Annotated in this window: 1 protein-coding gene; it reads right to left on the bottom strand. The window is 74.0% G+C overall.

What is annotated here, in order from left to right:
- The coding region (locus E2E34_RS35010; protein WP_138905802.1) for an amino acid permease at positions 1 to 496 on the bottom strand (496 nt) is incomplete at its 3' end.
- Positions 497 to 515 lie beyond the last annotated feature (19 nt).

Genomic DNA, 515 nt, shown 5'->3' with positions numbered 1-515 from the left:
CCCCCAGGCACACCACCACGACGCCCACCAGAACCACCAGCACCACGGCCACGATCGCCCGCGTGAGCCAGGCCGACTTCTGCACGCCCGCGTAGTTCACGGCCGTCAGCAGCACCACCGCGCCGACGGCCACCGCGTGCGCCTGCTCCGGCCACAGGTACGCCCCGACGGTCAGCGCCATGGCGGCGCACGAGGCGGTCTTCCCCACCACGAAACCCCAGCCGGCCAGATACCCCCAGAAGGGCCCCAGCCGCTCCCGCCCGTACACGTACGTCCCGCCGGACGCCGGATAGAGCGCCGCCAGCCGCGCCGAGGCCGTCGCGTTGCAGTACGCCACCACAGCGGCCAGCGCCAGCCCTACCAGCAACAGCGGCCCCGAACCGGCCGCCCGCGCCGCCGGCGCGAGCGCGACGAAGATCCCGGCCCCGATCATCGCCCCGAGCCCGATCACCACCGCGTCGAAGACCCCGAGCGTGCGCCGCAGTTCCCGTGTCATGCGCCGCACCCTACTGAGC

The sequence above is a fragment of the Streptomyces albidochromogenes genome, assembly GCF_005981925.1.
GTDB lineage: Bacteria > Actinomycetota > Actinomycetes > Streptomycetales > Streptomycetaceae > Streptomyces > Streptomyces albidochromogenes.
Note: the sequence above shows the minus strand (reverse complement) of the source record. Positions and strands in the feature narration are given on the sequence as shown.